21 protein-coding genes are annotated in these 23884 nt (G+C 71.4%); 12 read left to right on the top strand and 9 right to left on the bottom strand.

All coding sequences use genetic code 11. From position 1 onward, the window contains the following. Positions 1-51: 51 nt before the first annotated feature. The gene (locus tag C3492_RS22300) at positions 52-1689 is read right to left on the bottom strand and encodes a protein kinase (RefSeq protein ID WP_103813532.1); all 1638 of its coding nucleotides are present in this window, start codon (positions 1687-1689) and stop codon (positions 52-54) included. Between the two features lie 343 nt (positions 1690-2032). Here C3492_RS22300 and C3492_RS22295 point away from each other — a divergent pair, with 343 nt between their 5' ends. Beyond that, positions 2033-3673 (top strand): protein kinase, encoded by a 1641-nt coding sequence (locus C3492_RS22295; protein ID WP_181140496.1) that lies wholly within the window; start codon positions 2033-2035, stop codon positions 3671-3673. A 152-nt stretch (positions 3674-3825) separates the two neighbouring features. Here the strand turns inward: C3492_RS22295 and C3492_RS22290 are convergent, their stop codons facing one another. Continuing rightward, the gene (locus C3492_RS22290; protein ID WP_181140495.1) at positions 3826-4842 is read right to left on the bottom strand and encodes a phosphotransferase; all 1017 of its coding nucleotides are present in this window, start codon (positions 4840-4842) and stop codon (positions 3826-3828) included. 539 nt (positions 4843-5381) lie between these two features. Here C3492_RS22290 and pdhA point away from each other — a divergent pair. Genes pdhA through C3492_RS22275 form a run of 3 tightly spaced genes read left to right on the top strand, consistent with a single transcriptional unit; the run spans position 5382 to position 8989 of the window. After that, complete coding sequence (gene pdhA, locus C3492_RS22285) at positions 5382-6611, top strand: pyruvate dehydrogenase (acetyl-transferring) E1 component subunit alpha (protein WP_103813531.1); 1230 nt, start codon at positions 5382-5384, stop codon at positions 6609-6611. 1 nt (position 6612) lies between these two features. Next, positions 6613-7590, top strand: a complete 978-nt coding sequence (locus C3492_RS22280; protein WP_103813530.1) for an alpha-ketoacid dehydrogenase subunit beta — start codon at positions 6613-6615, stop codon at positions 7588-7590. A 10-nt stretch (positions 7591-7600) separates the two neighbouring features. Continuing rightward, a complete protein-coding gene (locus tag C3492_RS22275; protein WP_103813529.1) occupies positions 7601-8989 on the top strand; it encodes a dihydrolipoamide acetyltransferase family protein in 1389 nt (462 codons plus the stop codon). Positions 8990-9062: 73 nt separating this feature from the next. Here C3492_RS22275 and C3492_RS22270 read toward each other — a convergent pair whose 3' ends face one another. Further along, on the bottom strand, positions 9063-9965 hold the full coding sequence (locus tag C3492_RS22270; RefSeq protein ID WP_103813528.1) for a D-alanyl-D-alanine carboxypeptidase family protein: 903 nt from the start codon (positions 9963-9965) through the stop codon (positions 9063-9065). Between the two features lie 189 nt (positions 9966-10154). Here C3492_RS22270 and C3492_RS22265 point away from each other — a divergent pair, with 189 nt between their 5' ends. Next, complete coding sequence (locus C3492_RS22265; protein WP_103813660.1) at positions 10155-10829, top strand: GntR family transcriptional regulator; 675 nt, start codon at positions 10155-10157, stop codon at positions 10827-10829. Beyond that, positions 10826-12136, top strand: a complete 1311-nt coding sequence (locus C3492_RS22260; RefSeq protein WP_103813527.1) for a nitrate/nitrite transporter — start codon at positions 10826-10828, stop codon at positions 12134-12136. The genes C3492_RS22265 and C3492_RS22260 overlap by 4 nt, the downstream gene beginning before the upstream one ends. Positions 12137-12197: 61 nt before the next feature. On the opposite strand, the gene C3492_RS22255 is transcribed toward C3492_RS22260, so the two are convergent. Beyond that, the gene (locus C3492_RS22255) at positions 12198-13022 is read right to left on the bottom strand and encodes a maleylpyruvate isomerase family mycothiol-dependent enzyme (RefSeq protein WP_103813526.1); all 825 of its coding nucleotides are present in this window, start codon (positions 13020-13022) and stop codon (positions 12198-12200) included. A 183-nt stretch (positions 13023-13205) separates the two neighbouring features. Here C3492_RS22255 and C3492_RS22250 point away from each other — a divergent pair, with 183 nt between their 5' ends. Continuing rightward, the gene (locus tag C3492_RS22250) at positions 13206-14006 is read left to right on the top strand and encodes a carbon-nitrogen family hydrolase (protein WP_103813525.1); all 801 of its coding nucleotides are present in this window, start codon (positions 13206-13208) and stop codon (positions 14004-14006) included. Between the two features lie 5 nt (positions 14007-14011). Here the strand turns inward: C3492_RS22250 and C3492_RS22245 are convergent, their stop codons facing one another. Then, positions 14012-14506: an LURP-one-related/scramblase family protein gene (locus C3492_RS22245; protein WP_103813524.1), complete on the bottom strand. Its 495-nt coding sequence runs from the start codon at positions 14504-14506 to the stop codon at positions 14012-14014. Positions 14507-14597: 91 nt separating this feature from the next. Between C3492_RS22245 and C3492_RS22240 the strand changes: the two genes are divergently transcribed. Next, positions 14598-15101 carry a hypothetical protein gene (locus C3492_RS22240; protein ID WP_258055822.1) on the top strand — a complete coding sequence of 168 codons (504 nt, stop codon included), beginning with the start codon at positions 14598-14600 and terminating at the stop codon, positions 15099-15101. On the opposite strand, the gene C3492_RS22235 is transcribed toward C3492_RS22240, so the two are convergent. Further along, entirely contained in the window at positions 15055-16107 is a 1053-nt protein-coding gene (locus C3492_RS22235) for a GlxA family transcriptional regulator (protein ID WP_258055821.1), read from the bottom strand. The genes C3492_RS22240 and C3492_RS22235 overlap by 47 nt on opposite strands. A 51-nt stretch (positions 16108-16158) precedes the next feature. Here C3492_RS22235 and C3492_RS22230 point away from each other — a divergent pair, with 51 nt between their 5' ends. The 3 genes from C3492_RS22230 (at position 16159) to C3492_RS22220 (ending at position 19505) form a co-directional block, all read left to right on the top strand. Then, positions 16159-16545: a cupin domain-containing protein gene (locus C3492_RS22230; protein WP_103813522.1), complete on the top strand. Its 387-nt coding sequence runs from the start codon at positions 16159-16161 to the stop codon at positions 16543-16545. Positions 16546-16704: 159 nt separating this feature from the next. Continuing rightward, positions 16705-17559, top strand: coding sequence for a calcium-binding protein (locus tag C3492_RS22225; RefSeq protein WP_103813521.1), 855 nt, complete (start codon positions 16705-16707; stop codon positions 17557-17559). A 110-nt stretch (positions 17560-17669) separates the two neighbouring features. Continuing rightward, complete coding sequence (locus C3492_RS22220) at positions 17670-19505, top strand: thioredoxin-like domain-containing protein (protein WP_103813520.1); 1836 nt, start codon at positions 17670-17672, stop codon at positions 19503-19505. 70 nt (positions 19506-19575) lie between these two features. On the opposite strand, the gene C3492_RS22215 is transcribed toward C3492_RS22220, so the two are convergent. The 3 genes from C3492_RS22215 to C3492_RS22205 all read right to left on the bottom strand — a co-directional run bounded on the left by C3492_RS22215 (position 19576) and on the right by C3492_RS22205 (position 23166). After that, positions 19576-19827, bottom strand: coding sequence for a DUF6458 family protein (locus C3492_RS22215; protein ID WP_014673852.1), 252 nt, complete (start codon positions 19825-19827; stop codon positions 19576-19578). A gap of 66 nt (positions 19828-19893) precedes the next feature. Then, positions 19894-21243, bottom strand: coding sequence for a M18 family aminopeptidase (locus C3492_RS22210; RefSeq protein WP_181140493.1), 1350 nt, complete (start codon positions 21241-21243; stop codon positions 19894-19896). A 96-nt stretch (positions 21244-21339) separates the two neighbouring features. Beyond that, complete coding sequence (locus tag C3492_RS22205) at positions 21340-23166, bottom strand: acyl-CoA dehydrogenase (protein WP_103813519.1); 1827 nt, start codon at positions 23164-23166, stop codon at positions 21340-21342. Between the two features lie 263 nt (positions 23167-23429). Between C3492_RS22205 and C3492_RS22200 the strand changes: the two genes are divergently transcribed. Then, positions 23430-23858, top strand: a complete 429-nt coding sequence (locus C3492_RS22200; RefSeq protein WP_103813518.1) for a calmodulin-binding protein — start codon at positions 23430-23432, stop codon at positions 23856-23858. The last annotated feature ends 26 nt before the right edge of the window (positions 23859-23884 follow it).

Genomic DNA, 23884 nt, shown 5'->3' with positions numbered 1-23884 from the left:
CCGGCGGACGACCGCCGGGCCCGACCCGTACCCCGGACCGCCGGGGGCGGTTCACTGCGGTGGGTTGCCCGTCGACACCCTCAGCTCGATGGTGCCCACGTCGTCCTGGTCGACGTCGGTGCCCTGTTCGGGGAACTGGTTGAGGACGGTCCCCTCCCCCCAGGTGTTGTCGTCCTCGTGCTTGATGTCCCACTTCCAGCCCGCGGCCTGGAGGCACTCCTTCACGGAGCCGATGTCCTTGTACCGGAAGTCGGGCAGCTCGATCTTGTCCGGATCGCTGTAGGACTCCTGCGGATCGGTGCACTTGGTCGTGTCGATCCGCCGGGTGGTGTCCGGGGGGCGGTAGCCCGCCCGGTGGGACGCGGACGCGGAGGCGCTCGATCCGCCGCTGCCGCCCCTGGTGTCGTCGCCGGTGTGCCTCAGCGTGAGCGCGACGATCAGCCCGACGGCCACGACGGCCGCCACCGCGACCGAACCGACGACCACCGGCCGCCGGTTCCGGCCGCCGCCGGGCCGGCCCGCCTGCTGCGGCGCCATCGTGTACGGCGGCGGGGTCGGGGCGGCGCCCTGCGGGCCGTAGCCCACGGGGTGCGTCTGGTAACCGCCCTGCTGCGGGTAGCCGTAACCCGGGGCGGGCGTCGGCTGGCCGTACGGGTTCGCAACCGGTGCGGGGGCCGGCTGGTACGGCGTCTGTACCTGCCCGTGCGGGGCCGGGGCCGTCCGGTCGACCGGCGGGAACACCGCGGAGCCGACGCCCGAGCCGCTCTGCGTCGGACCGGCGCCCGGCACGATGCTCGGCGGGGCCGCCTGGAGGGAGGCCGCGATCCGCAGGCACTCGTCGCGCATGGACTCGGCGGTCGGGAAGCGCTCGTTCGGGTTCTTCCGCAGCGCGCGGGCGACCAGCGCGTCCACGGCGGGCGGCAGCGCGCGGTTGACCGAGGAGGGCGCCACCGGCTCCTCCTGCACATGCGCGTACGCGATGGCCAGCGGGGAGTCCGCGTCGAACGGCAGCCGCCCGGTGACCAGCTGGAACAGCATGATGCCGACCGAGTACAGGTCGGAGCGGGCGTCCACGCCGCGGCCGAGGGCCTGTTCCGGCGAGAGGTACTGCGGGGTGCCGACGACCATGCCGGTCTGGGTCATCGAGGTGACGCCGGACTGCATGGCGCGGGCGATGCCGAAGTCCATGACCTTGACCACGCCACGCTTGGTCACCATCACGTTGCCCGGTTTGATGTCGCGGTGGACCAGCCCCTTCTCGTGGCTGATCTCCAGGGCCGCGAGCACATCGGCGGTGACCTTCAGGGCCTTGTCCGCGGGCATCGCGCCGTACTGCCGGATGTCCTCCTCCAGCACGGAGCCCAGCGGCCGGCCCTCGACGTACTCCATGACGATGTACGGCGTCGCCATGCCGTTCAACTCGTCCTCGCCCGTGTCGAAGACGGAGACGATGTTGGTGTGCGTGAGCTTGGCCACGGCCTGCGCCTCGCGGCGGAAGCGCTCACGGAAGGCCTGTTCCCGGCCGAGTTCGGTGTGGAGCGTCTTGATGGCGACCTGGCGGTCCAGCACGGCGTCGTACGCGAGGTGCACGGAGGCCATGCCGCCCTCGCCCAGCAAGTCGCGCAGCTGGTAGCGGCCCCCGGCCAGCGCCTGCCCCGCGTACCGGCCGTGTGCGCCGTCCTGGCTCATCTCTCCGCGTCCCCCACCGGCCGTGCGGCGCCGTCAGCCGGCGGACAGGCCTTGATCGAATGTGTCATTCCCGGCCAAGTCTGCCCGAGGGCCCGGACACGTCAAGCTCGGTGCCCGTTCCGTGACCGTACGCGCAAGAAGCGTCGCGCAAGCGTTACAGCGGGCGTACGGCCGGCGCACAGAATTTGCACGACAGCGCGTGCTAGAGGTTTCATGACCGGTCCGTCTCGGGTCGGTCCCGGTTGCCGTTCCGAACCGGTGGCCCCCGCGGAGGCTGTAGCGTGGCGGACGGAGACCGTAACAACACCGCGCGCACCGCGGGCAGAAACGACGGCGAGGACTGATGGCACAGACGCAGCGCTCTCAGGGCCCGTCCGACCCCGAGGCGACTGGCGGCGGCATGTCGGACGCGCCGGAGCTGTGGGGCAACGGCGGGCTCGTCGGCGACGGCCGGTACCGGCTCACGCACCGGCTGGGCCGGGGCGGCATGGCCGAGGTGTTCGCCGCCGAGGACGTCCGCCTGGGCCGGACGGTCGCGGTCAAGCTGCTCCGCGCGGACCTGGCCGAGGACCCGGTCTCCAAGGCCCGCTTCACCCGCGAGGCACAGTCGGTCGCCGGTCTCAACCACCACGCGATCGTCGCCGTGTACGACTCCGGCGAGGACATGGTGGGCGGCCAGTCCGTGCCGTACATCGTGATGGAGCTGGTCGAGGGCCGCACCATCCGCGACCTGCTGATGAACGCCGAGGCGCCGGGCCCCGAGCAGGCCCTGATCATCGTCTCCGGGGTGCTGGAGGCGCTCGCCTACTCGCACCAGCACGGCATCGTCCACCGAGACATCAAGCCGGCGAACGTCATCATCACCGACAGCGGTGCCGTCAAGGTGATGGACTTCGGCATCGCCCGCGCCCTGCACGGCGCGTCGACGACGATGACGCAGACCGGCATGGTCATGGGCACCCCGCAGTACCTCTCCCCGGAGCAGGCGCTCGGCAAGGCCGTCGACCACCGCTCCGACCTGTACGCCACCGGCTGCCTGCTGTACGAACTCCTCGCGCTGCGGCCCCCGTTCACGGGCGAGACCCCGCTGTCGGTGGTCTACCAGCACGTCCAGGACATGCCGGTGCCGCCGTCGCAGGTCTCCGTCGGGACCTGCCCGCCGGAGCTGGACGGCCTGGTCATGCGCTCGCTCGCCAAGGAGCCCGACGACCGGTTCCAGACGGCGGAGGAGATGCGCGGGCTCGTCCAGTACAGCCTGCAGATGCTCTACGACCAGGGCGGGCACACCGGCACCTGGAACACCGGCCCGGTGGAGACGCACGACGGCCGGCAGACCCCGGCGGCAGGCTTCGCCGGGACGACCGTCATGCCCCACCCGGCGGACGCCTCGGGCACCACGCAGATCCCGCAGCCGATCCTGCCCGCGGGCTACGGCAGCGGCGACGACGGCGGTTTCGAGGGACACGGCAACAAGGGCGGCGGACGCGGCAAGCTGTGGCTCCTCGCCGTGTTCGCGGTCATCGCGATCGCGGCGGGCGTGGCGCTGGCGGTGAAGGGCGCGGGCGGCGGCAGCGGCGGCAACGACACCGACGTCCAGCCGACCAAGACGCACTCCAAGAGCACGGAGCACGAATCGCCCACCCCGACCCCGTCCGACGACAACACCGACCAGCCCTCGGACCCCGAGACGAACAGCGGCTCGGACACGGGCACGGGCTCCGGCTGGCCGCCGGCGACCACCCCGTCGTACACCCCGTCGAGGACGGCCAGTTCCACCCCGAGCACCGAGCCGTCGCATCCGCAGACCTCGCAGTCGCAGCCCACGAACCCGACGAACGGCGGCACGGACGCGGGCACCGGCGACGCCGGTGGCACGGACGCGGGCACGGGTGACGCCGGTGGCACGGACGCGGGCACCGGTGACGCCGGTGGCACGGACGCGGGCACCGCGACGGACGGCAGCACCGGCACCACCACCGGTTGAAGGACACCCACGGCGGCCGGGACGGCGTCCCCCTGAGGTGACGCCGCCGGCCCGCCGCACGAACGCGCCCCGCCCGCACGCGTCTCATTGCCCGCGCGGGGCGTACGGCTCGCGCGGGGCGCCCCGCCCGCAGGGGACCTGATGCCCGGCGCCTACTGCACGAACGCGTCGCACACCGCGTCGTACTCGCGGGTCCACCACACCGCGAGGGCCGACGCGGCCGGGAACTGGGTGTCCGCGCGCGTGTCGCCGCGCTCGTAGTGCCAGCGCAGCATCCAGAAGTCGTTCAGCCGCTCCCACCACACGCGGTGCACGGCCGCGGACAGCTCCGAGGGCGTGGCGCCGGCCGCGCGCCGGTACGCGCGCGCGTAGGCACGCACTTTCGGCAGGTCCAGGGTCCCGCCGGGCGCCACGAAGAAGATCACGGCGGCGCGTACGGCCTCCTCCGCGCGCGGCTGCACACCGAGCCGGTCCCAGTCCACGATGGCGGCCGGGGCGTCGTCCTTGTAGAGCAGGTTGAACGGGTGGAAGTCGCCGTGCACCCAGCCCACCGAACCGCCGCGCGGCGGGCGCCGGTCCGCGTGCTGTTCCAGGAGGGCGCGGCGCTCCAGCAGCCGGTGCCGGGCGAGTTCGTCGAAGGCGTCGGCGGGGCGGTGCCGGCGCACATGGGCGAGCAGGTCGTCGATGAGGGCGAAGGTGTCGGCCGGGTCCGCGCTCTCCACCGGGTGGGGGCTCGTCGCCGGGCGCGTGCGCCCCTTGGGGGGCATCACACGCTCCAGGCAGGCGTGCACGGCGCCCAGGAGCGCCCCCAGGCGCGCACTCTGGCCGCGGGTGAGCTGGCCGCCGTGCCGGTGCCTGCCGTCGATCCAGGGGTGCAGGGCGTAGGCGTGGCCGCCGACGACGGCGACCGTGCGGCCCTCGCGGTGCGCGAGCGGTACGGCGACCGGGACGCCGAGGTCGGCGAGGCGCTGGGTGGCCAGGTGCCGGCGTTCGATGGCGGCCGGGTCGGCGGTGTCCGGGTCGAAGTGGTGCTTGAGGAAGTAACGGCCGCTCGTGGTGCACAGCCGGTAGCCGCGGTTGAGCAGGCCCTGGTCGACCGGCTCACAGGTGAGGGCGGTCCCCGCGGCGTACAGGCGGAGCAGGGCGCCCAGGGGGAGTGCGTGGGGCACGGGGGGTGGTACACATGAGCGCGGCACGCGCCAGATGCTAGGGCACGCGCAGCCCGTGTGAGCTGGGGCTTGTCACAGCCAGTCGTCGATGGTCGCTTTCGGTCACGAGATGGGCTTTTCTCGCTCGGCGCGAGCCACGGCGAGGTCCTCGTCCGTACGCGCCCCACGGCCTCATCCGAATGCAGTAGAAATACCGCGACTTTTCCTTCTTCGTGTGCGAGGCCGGTCTCACATGAAACTCTTCCCGTGACCTGGGTGCGCGGGATAACGTGCGGGTGCTCCGGACTGCCGCAAGGCTGTGACCAGCGCGCTTCCACATCACCTCGATTTACTTGGAAATCCAAGCAAAATCGCAGGTCAAACGGGGTTTCACAGAAATGTGGGGCACTGGGTAACGTGATGGTTGCAGGGCGCTCGCCGGGGCACCTGTCACGCCTGTTCCCGGCCGAGTGGCACCCACCCCGTGCCCGGTGGTCGAAACAGGTGAGCCGCACTGGCCTACCGGCAACCCCGGGGGCCGGAACGACGGAGGAGCACACGTGACCGTGGAGAGCAGTGCCGCGCGCAAGCCGCGACGCACCGCCGCAGGCAAGGCCGGCACCACCGGCGGCAAGACCGGCACCACCGGCGCCGCGACCGGAGCCACCGGCACCAAGCGCACCACCCGCAGCACCGCCAGGAAGAGCACCGAGCCGGAGCTCGTGCAGCTCCTGACGCCGGAGGGCAAGCGGGTCAAGAACGCCGAGTACGACGCCTACGTCGCCGGCATCACCCCCGAAGAGCTGCGCGGCCTGTACCGCGACATGGTGCTCACCCGCCGCTTCGACGCCGAGGCCACCGCCCTGCAGCGCCAGGGCGAACTGGGCCTGTGGGCCTCCCTGCTGGGCCAGGAGGCCGCCCAGATCGGCTCCGGCCGGGCCACCCGCGAGGACGACTACGTCTTCCCGACCTACCGGGAGCACGGCGTCGCCTGGTGCCGCGGCGTCGACCCGACCAACCTGCTCGGCATGTTCCGCGGCGTGAACAACGGCGGCTGGGACCCGAACAGCAACAACTTCCACCTGTACACGATCGTCATCGGCTCCCAGACGCTGCACGCCACCGGCTACGCGATGGGCGTGGCCAAGGACGGCGCGGACTCGGCGGTCATCGCCTACTTCGGTGACGGCGCCTCCAGCCAGGGCGACGTCGCCGAGTCGTTCACCTTCTCCGCGGTCTACAACGCCCCCGTGGTGTTCTTCTGCCAGAACAACCAGTGGGCGATCTCCGAACCCACCGAGAAGCAGACCCGCGTCCCGCTCTACCAGCGGGCGCAGGGCTACGGCTTCCCGGGCGTCCGCGTCGACGGCAACGACGTCCTGGCCTGCCTCGCCGTCACCAAGTGGGCGCTGGAGCGCGCCCGCAACGGCGAGGGCCCCACCCTGGTGGAGGCGTTCACCTACCGCATGGGCGCCCACACCACCTCCGACGACCCCACCCGCTACCGGGGCGACGAGGAGCGGCTGGCCTGGGAGGCGAAGGACCCGATCCTGCGGCTCCGCCGGTATCTGGAGGCCTCGAACCACGTGGACGAGGGATTTTTCGCGGAACTCGAGACCGAGTCCGAGGCGTTGGGCAGACGAGTGCGCGAAGCGGTCCGCGCGATGCCCGACCCGGACCGTTTCGCCATCTTCGAGAACGCGTACGCGGACGGGCACGCGCTCGTCGACGAGGAGCGCGCCCAGTTCGCCGCCTACCAGGCGTCGTTCGCCGATGAAGGGGGTCACTGACATGGCCGAGAAGATGGCGATGGCCAAGGCCATCAACGAGTCGCTGCGCCGTGCCCTGGACGCCGACCCCAAGGTGCTGATCATGGGTGAGGACGTCGGCAAGCTCGGCGGCGTCTTCCGGGTGACGGACGGACTGCAGAAGGACTTCGGCGAGAGCCGGGTCATCGACACCCCCCTCGCCGAGTCCGGCATCGTCGGCACCGCGATCGGCCTGGCCCTGCGTGGCTACCGCCCGGTGGTGGAGATCCAGTTCGACGGCTTCGTCTTCCCGGCCTACGACCAGATCGTCACCCAGCTGGCCAAGATGCACGCCCGCTCGCTGGGCAAGGTCAAGCTGCCGGTCGTGGTCCGCATCCCCTACGGCGGCGGCATCGGCGCGGTCGAGCACCACTCGGAGTCCCCGGAAGCACTGTTCGCGCACGTGGCCGGCCTGAAGGTGGTCTCCCCGTCCAACGCGTCGGACGCGTACTGGATGATGCAGCAGGCCATCCAGAGTGACGACCCGGTGATCTACTTCGAGCCCAAGCGGCGCTACTGGGACAAGGCCGAGGTCGACTTCGAGGCGATCCCCGCCCCGCTGCACAAGGCGCGCGTGGTCCGCGAGGGCACCGACCTGACCCTGGCGGCCTACGGCCCCATGGTGAAGCTGTGCCAGGAGGCGGCGGACGCGGCGGCCGAGGAGGGCAAGTCCCTGGAGGTCCTGGACCTGCGCTCGGTCAGCCCCCTCGACTTCGACTCCGTCCAGGCCTCGGTGGAGAAGACCCGCCGCCTGGTCGTGGTGCACGAGGCACCGGTCTTCTTCGGCTCCGGCGCGGAGATCGCCGCCCGGATCACCGAGCGCTGCTTCTACCACCTGGAGGCACCGGTCCTCAGGGTCGGCGGCTACCACGCCCCGTATCCGCCGGCGCGCCTGGAAGAGGAGTACCTGCCGGACCTGGACCGTGTGCTCGACGCCGTCGACCGCTCGCTGGCGTACTGAGGAGAGGGTCGTGACGACGATGACGGAAGCGTCCGTACGCGAGTTCAAGATGCCCGACGTGGGCGAGGGACTCACCGAGGCCGAGATCCTCAAGTGGTACGTCCAGCCGGGCGACACGGTGACGGACGGTCAGGTGGTCTGCGAGGTGGAGACGGCGAAGGCGGCCGTCGAACTGCCCATCCCCTACGACGGCGTGGTCCGCGAACTGCACTTCCCCGAGGGCACCACGGTGGACGTGGGCACGCCCATCATCGCGGTGGCCCTGGCCGGTGCCGCCGCGCCGGAGGCCCCCGCCGGGCAGCCGGAGGCGCCGGCCAAGGAGCCCGAGCCCAAGCCGGAGGGCCGCCAGCCGGTCCTCGTCGGGTACGGCGTGGCGACCTCCTCCACCCGGCGCCGCCCGCGCAAGGGCCCCGAGGTCACCGTCCCGGCGCCGGCACAGGCGGTCCAGGCGGAGCTGAACGGCCACGGCGGGGCGATCGCCGAGAAGTCCCGCCCGCTGGCCAAGCCCCCGGTGCGCAAGCTGGCCAAGGACCTGGGCGTCGACCTGGCCGCGATCACCCCGTCCGGCCCGGACGGCATCATCACGCGTGAGGACGTCCACGCGGCGGCCGCGCCCCGCACGGCCGAGCCGGCCGCCCCGGTCACGGCGGCGCCCGCCGCTCCCGCGGCCCCGGCGCCCGTGGCGTCGTACGACACCGCGCGGGAGACCCGCATCCCGGTCAAGGGCGTCCGCAAGGCCACCGCGCAGGCGATGGTGGGCTCGGCGTTCACCGCGCCGCACGTCACCGAGTTCGTGACGGTGGACGTGACCCGCACGATGAAGCTGGTCGAGGAGCTGAAGCAGGACAAGGAGATGCAGGGCCTGCGGGTCAACCCGCTGCTGCTGATCGCCAAGGCCCTGCTGGTCGCCATCAAGCGCAACCCGGACATCAACGCGTCCTGGGACGAGGCGAACCAGGAGATCGTGCGCAAGCACTACGTCAACCTGGGCATCGCCGCGGCCACCCCGCGCGGCCTGATCGTCCCGAACATCAAGGACGCCCAGGACAAGACGCTCCCGCAGCTGGCCCAGGCGCTGGGCGAGCTGGTGTCCACCGCCCGCGAGGGCAAGACCTCCCCCGCGGCGATGCAGGGCGGCACGGTGACCATCACCAACGTCGGCGTCTTCGGCGTCGACACGGGCACCCCGATCCTCAACCCGGGCGAGTCGGCGATCCTCGCGGTCGGTGCGATCAAGCTCCAGCCATGGGTCCACAAGGGCAAGGTGAAGCCGCGTCAGGTCACCACCCTGGCCCTGAGCTTCGACCACCGCCTGGTGGACGGCGAGCTGGGCTCGAAGGTGCTCGCGGACGTCGCGGCGATCCTGGAGCAGCCGAAGCGGCTGATCACCTGGGCCTGACCGCCCGACAACTCGCCGGCGCACGGCGAAGGGCCCGCCGCACGGGGTGCGGCGGGCCCTTGTCGTCGGTGCGTCAGCCGAGCCTGGCGAAGCCGTAGTTCAGGAGCTTCTTCGCGTCCGCCTCGCGCTGGGTGATGGAGGAGGAGGCGAGGACGGTGCCGATGACGGTCTTGCCGTTCCGGGTCGCGGCGAAGACCAGGCAGTACTTGGCCTCCGGGCCGGAACCGGTCTTCACGCCGATGGTGCCGCTGTAGCTGCTGAGGAGCCCGTTGGTGTTCTTCCACGGGTTCATCGTGCGGGTGCTGCCCGTCTTGGTGATCGTCTTCGCGGTGTACGACTTCGTCTTGACGATCGTGCGGAACGTGGAGTTCTTCATCGCGCTGCTGGCGATCTTCGTCAGGTCGCGCGGCGTCGAGTAGTTGGAGCCGTTGCCGATGCCGTCGAACGAGTCGAAGTGGGTGTTCTTCAGACCCAGGTTCTTGGCGGCGGTGTTCATCTTGCCGATGAAGGACTTCACCCGCGCGGCCCGCGTGGAGCCGGAGCCGAACTTGTCGGCGAGCGCGTAGGCGGCGTCGCAGCCGGACGGCAGCATCAGGCCGTACAGGAGCTGGCGGACCGTCACCTTGTCGCCGACGATCAGGTGGGCCTGGGAGGCGTTGTTCTTGACGACGTAGTCGCTGTACGCCTTCTGGATCGTGACCTTGGCGTCGAGGTTCAGGTTCGACTGCGCGAGCACGACCTTGGCGGTCATGATCTTGGTGGTGGAGCCGGTGGAGCGCCTGGTGTCCGCCGCCTTTCCGTACAGCGTCGAGCTGTTCGCGTTGTTCATCACGAACCCGCCCTTGGCCACGATCGACGGCGTGGTGACGGCCTGCGCGGGCGCTGCGGTGAGGGCACCGGTCGCGAGCAGCGCGCCGGACGTGACGGCGACGGCAGTTGCTCTGCGGAGGCGGATGCCCTTGATGCCGGTAATCAAAGTGATGTACCTCGAATGTCTTGAATGCCCCTGGATTGCGGCCGAGTTGAGGTGGCAAGCGGGAGGGGGCCGCATAGGTGTGACACGTAAGTAGCACAGAAGGTTGTGCGGGCGCTGCGAGAGGCGTTCGTCACGTCCGCATGATGGACGGTCCCGCCCTTGCGTACGTGTTGTATCTATGCTGTGGGCATGAACACGGCCGTCGAGCAGTCCGCCCCGCAGTCCCTCAAGCAGCCACCCGCCGCCGACCGCGTGTACACCCACGTCAAGCAGGGTGTGCTCGACCGCCGCTACGAGGGCGGCACCCTGCTCACCGAGGGGGAGCTGGCCGAGGCCGTCGGGGTCTCGCGCACGCCCGTCCGGGAGGCGCTGCTGCGGCTGGAGGTCGAGGGCCTCATCCGGCTCTACCCGAAGAAGGGCGCCCTGGTCCTGCCGGTCTCCGCGCAGGAGATCGCCGACGTGGTGGAGACCCGGCTGCTGGTCGAGGAGCACGCGGCCCGCAAGGCCGTACCCGCGCCGCCGGGCCTGCTGGAGCGGCTGGCCGAGCTGCTGGAGCAGCAGAAGGCGCAGGCCGCCGCCGGTGACCTGGCCGCCGCCGCGGTCACCGACCGCTGCTTCCACGCCGAGATCGTGCGCAGCGGGGGCAACGAGATCCTCGCCCGGCTCTACGACCAGTTGCGCGACCGGCAGCTGCGGATGGGCGTCGCCGTCATGCACTCCCACCCCGACCGGATCGCCAAGACGCTCGCCGAGCACGAGGAGATCCTGGACGCGCTGCGCGCCGGCGACGCGGAGGCGGCCGTCGGAATCGTGCACCGGCACGTGGGCTGGTTCTCGCACCTGGCACGGGGTGAGGTCCGATGAGCCTCCCGGGCCGCAGCGCCACCCTTCCGGGCGATCCGCCGGGCGGGCGCCGGGCCGTCGCCGTGTGGTCCATAGGCGTGGCCGTCTACTTCGTCGCCGTCATCTTCCGTACGTCGCTGGGGGTGGCCGGCCTAGACGCGGCCGACCGCTTCCACGTGGGCGCCTCCGCGCTCTCCACGTTCTCCATCCTCCAGCTGCTGGTCTACGCGGGCATGCAGATACCCGTCGGCCTGCTCGTGGACCACCTCGGCACCAAGAAGGTGCTGAGCATCGGTGCGGTGCTCTTCACCGCCGGACAGCTGGGCTTCGCCTTCTCCCCCTCGTACGGCACCGCGCTCGCCTCCCGGGCACTGCTGGGCTGCGGCGACGCGATGACCTTCATCAGCGTGCTGCGGCTCGGCACCCGCTGGTTCCCGGCCCGGCGCGGGCCGCTGGTGGCACAGCTCGCGGGCCTGGTCGGCATGGCGGGCAACCTGGTCTCCACCCTGGTCCTGTCCCGGCTGCTGCACGGCATCGGCTGGACCCCGGCGTTCGCGGGCAGCGCGCTGGCGGGCGCGGTCGTCCTCGTGCTCACCCTGCTGTTCCTGAAGGACCACCCCGAGGGGCAGGAGCCGGAGCCGTCCGCGCACCGGGGCGCGGCCTACGTCCGTCGGCAGATCGCCGCGTCCTGGCGGGAGCCCGGCACCCGCCTGGGCCTGTGGGTGCACTTCACCACCCAGTTCCCGGCGATGGTGTTCCTGCTGCTGTGGGGCCTGCCGTTCCTGGTCGAGGCGCAGGGCCTCAGCCGTGCCACGGCCGGCGAACTGCTCACTCTCGTCGTGCTGTCCAACATGGTGATCGGCCTGGTCTACGGCCAGATCGTCGCCCGGCACCACGCGGCGCGGCTGCCGCTGGCGCTGGGCACGGTGGCCGCCACCGCGCTGCTGTGGGCGGCGACCCTGGCCTACCCCGGGGAGCACGCGCCGATGTGGCTCCTGCTGGTGCTGTGCGCGGTGCTCGGCGCGTGCGGACCGGCTTCGATGCTCGGCTTCGACTTCGCCCGGCCGGCCAACCCGCCCGAGCGACAGGGCACGGCGTCCGGCATCACCAACATGGGTGGCTTCATCGCCTCCATGACGACGCTCTTCGCGATCGGCGTGCTGCTGGACGCGACCGGGGACGACTACACCGTGGCGTTCAGCGCCGTGTTCGTGCTCCAGGCCCTCGGGATCGGTCAGATCCTGCGGCTGCGGGGGCGGGCGGCCAGGCGGGAGCGGGAGCGGCTGGTCGCCAGCCGGGTGGAGACGGTGCACGTGCCCGCGGCGTGAGCCGAGTGTCCTCCCGCGTGCCCACCCGCCTGCGGTGGGCCGGGAGGTCCGCCGGGTGCCGTCACGGCGTCACCGCGAAGTGGCGCAGGATGGCCGCCGCCAGGTCCTGGTCGCCCTCCGTCTTGACCCGGTCCGCCACCGCCTCGGGGCTCACCCGGCCGCAGGCCAGGCGGACATAGGTCTCCCAGTCGAGGCTGAGGGTGGCCGCGGGGCCGAGGGCGGGGGCGGTCTCCACGGTGCCGCGGCCCTGGATGTCGACGCGGACCGTGCGCAGGAACTCGACCGGGCCGTGCACGTCGAACACGATCGCCGAGCTGCGCGGGGCTTTCGCGTCGTGCGCCACGACCTTGGGCAGCGCCTCCAGCAGGACGTCCCGGGTGACGTGGGCGCCCGGCGAGTCCAGGTTGCCGGGGCGGCCGAGGGCCGCGCGCAGGTCCTGCTCGTGCACCCACACGTCGAACGCCCGGGCGCGGTAGGCCTGTTCCAGGGTGATCTCAGTGCCCAGCGGCCCGCGCACCTTGGTACCGGGGTCCCGGGCCTCGTTCCGCAGCTGGCGGTTGCGGCGGATGACCGTGTACTCCAGCTCGGCCGTCATCTCCGGTGCCGTGTGGTGGCGGCGGACGTCGACCTGCATCTCCATGTAGCGCTGGTGCTCGGTGGTGACGTGGAACAGGTCGCGCGGCAGGGAGTGGATGGGGCGCGGGTCGCCGAGCATCTCGCAGTCCAGGCCGATCACATGGGACACGATGTCCCGCACCGACCAGCCGGGGCAGGGTGTCCGCCGGTTCCACTCGCCCTCGACGAGCGACTGCACCATCTCGGATATCGCTTCGATGGAGTGGGTCCAGGCGTCGGCGTAGGGCTGGAGGGTGGGATGCAGACTCACGGAACAGGACCCCTCGGCGGTCGGTACACGGGCAGGTTGTGGCGGCATGGCCAGCGGGCGGCGGCTGCACTTCGGCGGGTGTCTTGAGAGGCTAAGTTACGCTGCTGAAAGGCACCCCGGCAGTGCTTTCGTGTGACGATCGTAGGCCCGTGTGGACGACTCGAATGCCAGGACGGTGGTAGTGTGCGCGCCTCGCTGATCCAGATCTCCGTGGACGAGGGCGAACCGGTCGACTCCCGGCGCCGGCGCGTGGCCGCGCTGGTGCGGGAGCAGAGCGGCGCCGACCTCGTCGTCCTGCCCGAACTGTGGACCACCGGCGCCTTCGCCTTCGAGGAGTTCGGCCGTGCGGCCGAGCCGCTCGAAGGGCCGACGTACGAAGCGATGGCCAAGGCGGCGAGCGACGCGGGTGTGTGGCTGCACGCCGGCTCCCTTCCCGAGCGGGACCCTGACGGGACCCTCTACAACACGTCTCTCCTCTTCTCCCCCTCCGGTGACCTGGTCGCGGCCTACCGCAAGATCCACCGCTTCGGCTTCGACAAGGGCGAGGCGGTGCTGATGGGCGCGGGCCGGGACCTGGTGACGGCCCGGCTGCCGGAGACGACGCTCGGCCTGGCCACCTGCTACGACCTCCGTTTCCCCGAACTCTTCCGCGGTCTGGTCGACGCCGGTGCCGAGACGCTGGTGATCCCGGCGGGCTGGCCCGAGCGGCGACGCGCGCACTGGACGCTGCTGGCCAAGGCGCGGGCGGTGGAGAACCAGGCGTTCGTGCTCGCCTGTGGAACGGCCGGGACCCACGCCGGAGTTCCGCAGGCGGGTCACTCGATCGTGGTGGATCCGTGGGGTGAGGTGCTCGCCGAGGCCGGCCCCGGAGAAGAGGTCCTCACGGTCGACCTGGACCCGGCGAAGGTCGCCGCGACCCGCGAACAGTTCCCGGCGCTCAAGGACCGGGTGCTGGGTCTGGAACCGCCCCGGCGCCCGAGCTAGCCCCGTCAGTCCTCCTCCCCCTCCTTCTCGGCGAGGTGGATCACGCACACCGCCACCGCGATCAGCAGCGCCGGGTCGGCGTCCTCCCGTACGACGTCCACGCCGTACGTGTCGCGGATGCTCAGCCAGCGGCGGGAGATGACGGCGAGGAGTTCGCCGTCGTACTCGACGGCGAACTCGCGGTCCAGGATCTTTCCGCTGACGTCGAGTTCGGTGCCGTCCACCAGGGAGACCCGGTAGTGGTTGCGCAGCAGGGACAGCCGCTTGCGCCGGATCCTGGCCAGGGGCTCGCCGTCGCGTTCGATCAGCATGGTGTCGCGCAGGGCGAACATCTTCTGGTGGATGTCGATCAGGACCCGGCCCTCGGTGTCCTTCAGCTCGAAGGTGTCCCGCAGGCGCATCGCCTTGCCGTCGACGAGGAACACCTTCCGGCCCTGTTCGTCCTCGATCCACCAGTCGTCACCGATGCCGAGGATCCGGTCGCGCACGAGGAATCTCATACGGGTCATGCTTCCCCGGCGCGTGCCGATCGTCACAGGCTGTGCCGGTTCGTCAGGTCGGCCCGAAGGGCCGCGGAGGGGACCAGAAGTGGTGAGACCGATCAGGCGGGCAGGTCTGCTGACCGTCGGGGCCGCCCTGCTCGCGGCCGGCTCCGGGTGTTCGTACGGGGAGCCGTGCGCCGGCTATGACGTCGTCTCCGGCGTCGGCGTGCTGTTCGACCACCGGGGATACGGTGATCTCACCGGCGGCTCCTACGAGCTGTGCGCGCGGGGCGAGTGCGCGGAGGGCACACTGCGCCGGGAGCGGATCACGGACGTGAGCCTCCCGCTGCCGCGTGACGTCGGCCCCGCCTCCGGCCCGATCCGCTTCCGGGTCACCCGCGAGGGTGAGCAACGGCCGGTCATCGACACCTCCGTCGACGCACGGCTCACCCACTGGACCGACGGCTGCGGCAGCAGCGCGTACGTCCGGGGGCTCGCCTTCACCGAGGAGGGGGGCCTGACGGCGAAGGTCCCGAAGGCGCTGTCGGACGCCTGGGGCGAGCAGGTCAGATCGCGGGCGACCGCGGAACCGGACCCGTCCCCGCCGCCCTGACCCGGTCCTGTGACCGGTGCGTCCCACCGGCCGTACCCACTGCGGGCACCGCACCGAACCGCCTGCGGTACTCCGAGGGGCTCAGCCCCGTCTCCCGCCGCAGCCGCGCCCGCAGATTGGCCGCCGTCCCCAGGCCGCTGCGCGCCGCCACGACGTCCAGCCGCTCCTCACCCCGTTCGATCAGCCGGCACGCCAGGGCCACCCGCTCCGCGGTGAGCCAGGCCAGCGGGGTCGTGCCCAGCTGGCTGCGGAAGCGCCGGTGCAGCGTGGCGGGGCTGACCGCCGCGCGGGACGCCAGGTCGGCGACCGTCAACGGCTCGCCCAGCCGTTCCTGCGCCCACGCCAGCAGCGGGCCGAGGGACTCGTCGGGCACGTCGGGCACCGGCCGCTCCACGAACTGCCGCTGCCCGCCGTCCCGGTGCGCGGCGAAGACGAGCCGCCGGGAGACGTGGTTGGCGATCTCCGCGCCGTGGTCCCGGCGGACCAGGTGCAGGCCGAGGTCGAGCGCGGAGGCACTGCCGGAGGCGGTGAGGATGTCGCCGTCGTCCACGAAGAGCACGTCCGGTTCCAGTCGGACCTCGGGGAAGCGGGACCGGAAGGCCTTTGCCCACATCCAGTGACAGGCCGCACGGCGCCCGTCCAGCAGCCCGGCCTCCGCGATCGTGAACGCGCCCGAGCAGAAGCCGACGAGGCGCGCGCCACGCGCGTGTGCCCGGCGTACGACGTCCAGGACGCGCTTGGCGCGCGGGACCTCGGTGTCCGGGCGGTTCGGCACGATCAGCGTGTCGGCCTCCTCGGCGGCCTCCAGACCGGCGACACCACCGAGCGTGAAGAAACCGTCCCGCATCCGGGTGTGCGGCTCGGCCGCGCACAGCCGGAAGTCGTACAGGTCCCGCCCCAGCTCGGGCCGTGGCAGCCCGAAGACCTCGATGGCACAGCTCATCTCGAAGGGGTTGGAGTTCTCGTCGACCACCAGCACGACACGGTGAGAGGATCCTTGCGGCATATGCGATTCCTAGCACTCGTGCGGCGCTCCGTCACCCCCCACGATGAGCGCATGGAACCGATCTCCCTGGACGCGGCCCTCGCCTCCTTCTCCGAGCAGTGGAGTCCCCGCATCGTCACCGCCGTCAACGACTACGACGTCCGCGTGGCGAAGGTGGAGGGCGAACACCTCTGGCACGCGCACGAACACACCGACGAGTTCTTCCTGGTCCTCTCCGGCGAACTGCACATCGGCCTGCGCGAGCCGGCCGGCGAACGCACGGTGGTCCTGCCCAAGGGGTCGGTGTTCACCGTCCCGCGCGGCACCGAACACAAGCCGTACGCGCCCGTGCCCACCGAGATCCTGCTCTTCGAGCCCACCGGGACACTGACCGTCGGCGACCGGCACGAGGACGTTCCCGGCCATGTGGACGCGACCACGGGTCACGCGCTCTCCTGACGGGACGCCGGAAACCACCGGGACACCAGGTGTTCCGTGGATGAACTTCCGGTCGTTCCAACGGTGTTGCCCAACCAGTAGGACCACCCCCGGGTCGAACGGTGCGGGAGCCGGCGGAAGCCGGCCGAACAGCCCGCCCGTTCCTCTCGGAGGCTCACCATGTCCGCTCGCACCCACCGCCGACCCGTCCGCGCGCTCGCCCTGGCCGTCGGCACGGCCGCCGCCCTGGCCGTGCCGTTCGCCCTGTCCGGCACCGCGGTGGCGGCCACCTCGCCCGCCACCGCCGAGGTCAACCAGTACGACTGGCAGCTCACCTACAAGGCCGCCCCCGGCCAGATCAACAAGGCCACCGTCACCGCGTCGCTCACCGCCGACCGCACCGGCATCACCTACGTGATCGACGACACCGTCACGATCAAGCCCGGCCACGGCTGCGCCCACCCGGACGGCGCGGACCGCACGAAGGTCTCCTGCACGGTCACCAGCCTCGACGGCCGGGACCCGTACGCCGCCCTGATCGTGAACCTCGGCGACCGCGACGACACCCTCGCGTACAAGAACGCCACCGACCAGATCTACTACTACGCCCAGATCTCCCTGGGCTCCGGCAACGACAAGGCGACCGGCTCCGGCCGCCTCGACGGCGCCTACGTCTCGGGCGACGCGGGCAATGACCGGCTCACGGTCGGCAAGGAGGGCCTGGCCTGGGGCGGCGACGGGAACGACACGGCCGACGCGAGCGGCGGCGACAACATCGTGCAGGGCGGCAAGGGCGACGACACGCTGCACGGCGGCGCCGGTGCGCAGTACCTGGCCGGTGACGACGGCAACGACACGATCACCGGCGGTACCGGCGACGACACCCTGTACGGCGGCAAGGGCGACGACGTCCTGTACGGCAACAGCGGCAACGACAAGCTGTACGGCAACAGCGGGAACGACCGGCTCTCCGGCGGCCCGGGCCGGGACACGCTCTCCGGCGGCACCGGCCGGAACGTGGTCCACCAGGACTGACGGCCGCGCCGGTCAGGGGCGAGCCGCACCGCGGCCCGCGTTGTCCACCGGGACCGGGTTGTCCACAGGCGCCGGAACGGCTGCCGGCGTCAGGTGGCACCCTTGGAGCCATGACCGACTCCGCACCCCGACGCGCCCGAGTCCGCGCCCCCGAGCTGATCGGCAAGGGCGGCTGGCTGAACACGGGAGACCAGCAGTACACCCTCGCCGACCTGCGCGGACGCATAGTCGTCCTGGACTTCTGGACCTTCTGCTGCATCAACTGCCTGCACGTCCTGGACGAGCTGCGCGAGCTGGAGGAGAAGCACCGGGACACCCTCGTGGTGATCGGGGTGCACTCGCCGAAGTTCGTGCACGAGGCGGAGCACCAGGCGGTCGTGGACGCCGTGGAGCGCTACGGCGTGGCCCACCCGGTCCTGGACGACCCCGAGCTGGCCACCTGGAAGCAGTACGCGGTGCGCGCCTGGCCGACGCTCGTGGTGATCGACCCCGAGGGGTACGTCGTCGCGCAGCACGCGGGCGAGGGGCATGTGCACGCCATCGAGCGGCTGGTGACCGAGCTGGAGGCGGAGCACGGGGCCAAGGGCACCCTGCGCCGCGGTGACGGGCCGTACGTCGCACCGGAACCGGAGCCGACGGTGCTGCGCTTCCCGGGCAAGGCGCTGCTGCTGCCGTCCGGCACCTTCCTGGTCAGCGACACCACCCGGCACCAGCTGGTGGAGCTGGCCGAGGACGCCGAGACCGTCGTACGGCGCATCGGCTCCGGTACGCGCGGATTCGCCGACGGCGGTCCGGGGGAGGCGTCCTTCAACGAGCCGCAGGGCCTCGCCCTCCTCGACGACGGCTCGGTGGTGGTTGCCGACACCGTCAACCACGCCCTGCGCCGCCTGGACCCGGCCACGGGCGAGGTGACCACCCTGGCGGGCACCGGCAAGCAGTGGTGGCAGGGCTCGGCGACCTCCGGCCCGGCCCGCGAGGTGGACCTCTCCTCTCCGTGGGACGTGGCGGTCTTCGGCGGCAGGGTGTGGATCGCGATGGCGGGCGTCCACCAGCTGTGGACGTACGACCCGGCCGACGGCACGGTCGCCGTGGCGGCCGGCACCACCAACGAGGGCCTGGTGGACGGGCCCGCGGCCGAGGCCTGGTTCGCGCAGCCCTCCGGTCTCGCGGCCACCGCCGACCGGCTCTGGCTCGCCGACTCCGAGACGAGCGCGCTGCGCTGGGTCGCCCTCGACGGGCAGGTGCACACCGCCGTCGGCACCGGTCTGTTCGACTTCGGCCACCGGGACGGCGACGCCGGCCAGGCCCTGCTCCAGCACCCGCTGGGCGTCACCGCCCTGCCGGACGGCTCGGTCGCCGTCGCCGACACCTACAACCACGCCCTGCGCCGCTACGACCCGGCGACCGGCGAGGTCACCACGCTCGCCACCGACCTGCGCGAGCCCAGCGACGCCGTCCTGGTCGGTGAGGACATCGTGGTCGTGGAGTCGGCCCGGCACCGGCTGACCCGGCTGCGGCTGCCGGAGGAGGCGGTGCGGGTGGAGTCGGTCGCCCACCGCACCCAGCGTGCCGCGACCGAGGTCGTCCCCGGCGGGCTGCGCCTGGACGTGATCTTCCAGGCCCCGGCCGGCCAGAAGCTCGACACGCGCTACGGCCCCTCGACCCGGCTGCTGGTCTCCGCCACCCCGCCCGAGCTGCTGCTCAAGGGCGAGGGAGCGGACACCGACCTGTCCCGTGAACTGGAACTGAACCCGGCCGTCACGGAGGGCGTCCTGCACGTCTCCGCGATGGCGGCGTCCTGCGACGACGACCCGGCCAACGCATACCCGGCCTGCCACGTCCACCAGCAGGACTGGGGCGTCCCGGTCCGCCTCACGGAGAGCGGGGCGGACCGCCTGCCGCTGGTGCTGGCCGGGATGGACGACACCGTCCCCGGGCGGGGCTGAGCGGCGCGGCCGGCGGGCACCTTGCCGGGAAACGGCTGAACCCACCTTCAGGCGCAGGTGGGTTCAGCCGTCAGACGCCGTAGCCGTCGGAGTAGCCGTCGACGCGGTGGTGGCGGGGTTCTTCCTCCACCACCGGGGTCGTCGGCGGGACCACCACGCGGCGGCGGCGGGCTATTCCGCTGAACGTCGCCACGCCGATCAGGCCCACGGCCATCAGGATCAGGCCGACGACGGTGAGGTTGACGCCCTGCATGTGCCAGTCGGTCGCGAACGTCAGAATGGCCCCCACGGCGATGAGGATGATGCATCCGCCGAGACCCATGAGACCTCGCCTCCCCTTCCGGTTCCGGAATCTCCGGTGCCCTCCGGGTACCCGGCGAGGCCCCGACTAGCCCTCCAGGAAGGCGGTCAGCGCGTTCGCCAGCAGGAACGGGTCGTCGGCGCCGCACAGTTCACGGACGCTGTGCATGGAGAGGATCGCCACGCCGATGTCGACCGTGCGGATGCCGTGCCGGGCCGCGGTGATCGGGCCGATGGTGGTGCCGCACGGCATGGAGTTGTTGGAGACGAAGCTCTGGAAGGGGACGTTCGCCTTCTCGCAGGCCGCGGCGAACACCGCGCGGCCCGAACCGTCCGTGGCGTAGCGGTTGTTGACGTTGACCTTCAGGATCGGGCCGCCGTTGACCCGCGGGTGGTGCGTCGGGTCGTGCCGCTCGGCGTAGTTGGGGTGCACGGCGTGGCCCGTGTCGGAGGACAGACAGACCGTTCCGGCGAAGGCGCGGGCCCGGTCCTCGAACGACCCGCCGCGCGCGAGGACGGAGCGCTCCAGGACGGTGCCGAGCAGCGGGCCGTCCGCGCCGGTGTCCGACTGGGAGCCGTTCTCCTCGTGGTCGAAGGCGGCCAGTACCGGGATGCGGGTGAGCGCGGCGCCGGAGGTCGCCGCGGCGACGAGGGCGGCGACACCGGCGTGCACGGACAGCAGGTTGTCCATCCGCGGGCCGGCGACCAGCTCGCGGTCCCGGCCGAGGTAGGCGGGCGGCTCCACCGGATACGTCATCAGGTCCCAGCCGGTCACCGAGCCCGCCGTCAGCCCGGCCTCCTGCTCCAGGAAGGCGATGAGTTCGCCGTCCAGCACCTCGTTGCCGAGGCCCCACACCGGCTGGAGGTGCCGTTGCTTGTCGAGCTTGAGCCCCTCCGAGCTGACCGAGCGGTCCAGGTGGATGGCGAGCTGCGGCACCCGCAGCAGCGGCCGGTCCACGTCGACCAGGACCGAGGAGCCGTCGCGCAGGCTCAGCCGGCCGGCCAGACCGAGGTCCCGGTCCAGCCAGGAGTTCAGCAGCGGGCCGCCGTAGATCTCGACGGCGACCTGGCGCCAGCCGTGCGCCCCGCTGTCCGGGCGCGGCTTGACCCTGAGGTTCGGGGAGTCGGTGTGCGCGCCGACGATGTGGAAGGGGGTGTGCGGCTCGGCGCCCTCGGGCACGTACCAGGCCACGATCGCGCCGCCGCGCAGCACGTACTTGCCGCCGTACGTCCCGTCCCAGGCGTCCGTCTCCGCGACCTGCCGGAAACCCGCCTTCTCCAGCCGTTCGGCGGTGTTCGCCACGGCGTGGTACGGCGTCGGGCTCGCCGCCAGGAAGGACATCAGGTCGTCGGTGTGGCCGCGGTCGAAGGTGAGAGGAGCGCGCGAAGCGCTCCCTGGAGGGGCGGCGGCGGGTGACGGGCGGGATGGTGCGCTCATGGATTCACCTTAACGACGTGCACGGGCCCGCTCCCGGTAAGGAGCGGGCCCGTGCGAGGAATCGACGGGGTCGTCCGGAACGTCCGGACGGGCCGGTCAGAACGCCGCTTCGTCCAGCTCCATCAGGTCCAGCTCGACGCCCGCGGCGACCTTGCGGGCGAGGGTGACGCCCGGCAGGACGTTCGCCGCGAAGAACTTCGCCGCGGCGATCTTGCCCGTGTAGAACGCCTTGTCCTTCGCCGAGGCCGTGGCCAGCTTCTCGGCGGCGATCGCGGCGCCCTTCAGCAGCAGGTAGCCGACGACGACGTCACCGGAGGCCATGAGCAGGCGGGTGGTGTTCAGGCCGACCTTGTAGATGTTCTTGGTGTCCTGCTCGGTGGCGGCGAGGTCGGTCAGCATCAGGCCGACGATCGCCTCCAGCTCCACGGCCGCCTTGGCCAGGTGCTCACGGGCGCCGGACAGCTCCTCGCCGCCGGTGCCGAGCGCCAGGAACTTCTTGATGTCCTCGGCGAGGGAGTTCAGCGCGGCGCCCTGGTTGCGGACGATCTTCCGGAAGAAGAAGTCCTGGCCCTGGATCGCCGTGGTGCCCTCGTACAGGGTGTCGATCTTGGAGTCCCGGATGTACTGCTCGATCGGGTACTCCTGGAGGAAGCCGGAGCCGCCGAAGGTCTGCAGCGACTGGGCGAGCAGCTCGTAGGCCTTCTCGGAGCCGTAGCCCTTGACGATCGGCAGGAGCAGGTCGTTCAGGGCGTGCTCGGTGGAGGCGTCCTCGCCGTTCGCCTCCTTGATCTGGATGGCGTCCTGGACCGAGGCGGTGTACATCACCAGGGCGCGCATGCCCTCCGCGTACGCCTTCTGCGTCATCAGCGAGCGGCGCACGTCGGGGTGGTGGGTGATGGTGACCTTGGGCGCGGTCTTGTCCATGAAGTTGGCCAGGTCCGGGCCCTGGACGCGCTCCTTGGCGTACTCCAGCGCGTTCAGGTAGCCGGTGGAGAGCGTGGAGATCGCCTTCGTGCCGACCATCATGCGGGCGAACTCGATGATGCGGAACATCTGGCGGATGCCGTCGTGCTTGTCGCCGATCAGCCAGCCCTTGGCGGGGTGCTTGTCGCCGAAGGTCATCTCGCACGTGTTGGAGGCCTTCAGGCCCATCTTGTGCTCGACGTTGGTGGCGTAGACGCCGTTGCGCTCGCCCAGCTCGCCGGTCTCGAAGTCGAAGAGGTACTTCGGGACGAGGAAGAGGGACAGGCCCTTGGTGCCGGGGCCGGCGCCCTCGGGACGCGCGAGCACGTAGTGGAGGATGTTCTCCGACATGTCGTGCTCACCGGAGGTGATGAAGCGCTTCACGCCCTCGATGTGCCAGGAGCCGTCCTCCTGCTGCACGGCCTTGGTGCGGCCGGCGCCCACGTCCGAGCCGGCGTCCGGCTCGGTGAGGACCATCGTCGAGCCCCACTGCTTCTCGACGGCGATCTTGGCGATGTGCTTCTGGACCTCGTTGCCCTCCTCGAAGAGGATGCCGGCGAACGCGGGGCCGGAGGAGTACATCCACACGGCCGGGTTGGCGCCCAGGATCAGCTCGGCGTAGGCCCAGATCAGGGAGCGCGGCGAGGTGGTGCCGCCGATCTCCTCGGGCAGGCCGAGCCGCCAGTACTCGGAGTCCATGAAGGCCTGGTAGCTCTTCTTGAAGGACGCCGGGACGGGCGCGGTGTTGGTCTCCGGGTCGAAGACGGGCGGGTTGCGGTCGGCGTCGGCGAAGGACTCGGCCAGCTCGTTCTCGGAGAGGCGGGTCAGCTCCTCCAGGACGCTCTTGGCGGTCTCGACGTCCATCTCCTCGAACGGGCCGGTGCCGTACACCTTGTCGCGCCCCAGTACTTCGAAGAGGTTGAACTCGATGTCGCGGAGATTCGACTTGTAGTGCCCCATGGCGACGGCTCCGTTGAGGGATCGGCGAGGCACTTGCTCCTCGCACCTAGTTCACGTACCAACAAGTAGCTCCGATGATGCTACCCGTCGGTAATAAGAAGCAACCCCGAACCGGTCATCTGTGACGCGTCTCAAGTGCGCCGCGGGTGACCCTGCGCGCCTCGGCCGACAGGGTGAATCCATGCCTCCGTTCAGGGTGCGTCGCGTAACCGGATCGCTACATTGAGTGACTGACCGATCGCTTCTCGTGCGCGGAGGCACTCATGCGACGACTCCTGACCAGGCTCGGCGGGCCGGTGGCGGCGGCGATGCTCACCGTCGGGCTCGCCCACCCCTCTCAGGCCGCGGACCCGGCCTATTTCGAGTTCACCGACATCACCCACGAGCGGGCGATCGTCCGGATCGACGACCCGGCCAGGATCCGGCACGCCCGGGACCTGCTCAGCGGTGTGACGGACGAACGCCCCCACGTCATCGGACGGATCGTCAAGCGCCAGGCGCCGTACAACCCGAGGTGGTCGTTCCACTACGACCCGGGCACCGTCGACTTCTTCGACGTCGCCATCGAGGTCTGCGACGCCACCCTCCCCTACGTGGAGGACCATCTGGACGAGGCGGGCGGCGCCTTCCTGCCCGGGCTCCACTGGTGTCCCTGGACCTCCCGGCTGACCCGTGAGGTTTCGGCTCCGTAGGCCGTTCGGGGGGCGGGGCGGCTCGG

It is taken from the genome of Streptomyces sp. Ru62 (assembly GCF_002920615.1).
Taxonomy (GTDB): domain Bacteria; phylum Actinomycetota; class Actinomycetes; order Streptomycetales; family Streptomycetaceae; genus Streptomyces.
The sequence above is the reverse complement of the archived record's forward strand: the minus strand, read 5'-3'. Positions and strand labels throughout refer to the sequence as shown.

Excerpts from the sequence above, each read along its gene's own strand:
- C3492_RS22205 (WP_103813519.1), bottom strand. The coding sequence starts at position 23,166 with ATGGGGCACTACAAGTCGAATCTCCGCGACATCGAGTTCAACCTCTTC.
- C3492_RS22215 (WP_014673852.1), bottom strand. The coding sequence starts at position 19,827 with ATGGGTCTCGGCGGATGCATCATCCTCATCGCCGTGGGGGCCATTCTG.
- C3492_RS22280 (WP_103813530.1), top strand. The coding sequence starts at position 6,613 with ATGGCCGAGAAGATGGCGATGGCCAAGGCCATCAACGAGTCGCTGCGC.
- C3492_RS22220 (WP_103813520.1), top strand. The coding sequence starts at position 17,670 with ATGACCGACTCCGCACCCCGACGCGCCCGAGTCCGCGCCCCCGAGCTG.
- C3492_RS22230 (WP_103813522.1), top strand. The coding sequence starts at position 16,159 with ATGGAACCGATCTCCCTGGACGCGGCCCTCGCCTCCTTCTCCGAGCAG.
- C3492_RS22265 (WP_103813660.1), top strand. The coding sequence starts at position 10,155 with ATGAACACGGCCGTCGAGCAGTCCGCCCCGCAGTCCCTCAAGCAGCCA.
- C3492_RS22295 (WP_181140496.1), top strand. The coding sequence starts at position 2,033 with ATGGCACAGACGCAGCGCTCTCAGGGCCCGTCCGACCCCGAGGCGACT.
- C3492_RS22225 (WP_103813521.1), top strand. The coding sequence starts at position 16,705 with ATGTCCGCTCGCACCCACCGCCGACCCGTCCGCGCGCTCGCCCTGGCC.
- C3492_RS22300 (WP_103813532.1), bottom strand. The coding sequence starts at position 1,689 with ATGAGCCAGGACGGCGCACACGGCCGGTACGCGGGGCAGGCGCTGGCC.
- C3492_RS22235 (WP_258055821.1), bottom strand. The coding sequence starts at position 16,107 with ATGCCGCAAGGATCCTCTCACCGTGTCGTGCTGGTGGTCGACGAGAAC.
- C3492_RS22200 (WP_103813518.1), top strand. The coding sequence starts at position 23,430 with ATGCGACGACTCCTGACCAGGCTCGGCGGGCCGGTGGCGGCGGCGATG.
- C3492_RS22210 (WP_181140493.1), bottom strand. The coding sequence starts at position 21,243 with ATGAGCGCACCATCCCGCCCGTCACCCGCCGCCGCCCCTCCAGGGAGC.
- C3492_RS22260 (WP_103813527.1), top strand. The coding sequence starts at position 10,826 with ATGAGCCTCCCGGGCCGCAGCGCCACCCTTCCGGGCGATCCGCCGGGC.
- C3492_RS22245 (WP_103813524.1), bottom strand. The coding sequence starts at position 14,506 with ATGAGATTCCTCGTGCGCGACCGGATCCTCGGCATCGGTGACGACTGG.